We start from the raw sequence: 328 nt of genomic DNA on the forward strand, positions 1-328 counted from the left end.
CTCGATCTCGTTTTGAGCTCCAGCGGCACCAAGCCGTTCAAGACCAATGGTTTTAATGGCGACGCCATCGTCTGCAAGGCGCGTTACGTGCCGAAGTCGGGTTACCGGCAGGGGCGCAAGGATATCGAATATCTGAAATCCATTTCGATGGAGATCTGGTTCGCCAAGTCGAACAACATGGATGTCTATGCGCCTGTTTATGCGATCATCCCGACGCGGGTGGGACAGGTCTACATCACCGCCACGAAATACGGCGGCTGACTAAGGCTGATGGTAGTGTAAGAAAAGCAGACGTTGCGGCGTATTTTTTCTCGCCGCCAGGGAGAGG

At 54.3% G+C, this 328-nt stretch carries 1 pseudogene; it reads left to right on the forward strand.

Annotated elements, in window-relative coordinates:
• Nucleotides 1-261: pseudogene (locus EN804_RS35700) on the forward strand (DUF3108 domain-containing protein); the annotation flags it as partial.
• Between the last annotated feature and the right edge of the window lie 67 nt (nucleotides 262-328).

Origin of the sequence: Mesorhizobium sp. M8A.F.Ca.ET.161.01.1.1, assembly GCF_004792105.1 — a bacterium.
Classification (GTDB): Bacteria; Pseudomonadota; Alphaproteobacteria; order Rhizobiales; family Rhizobiaceae; genus Mesorhizobium.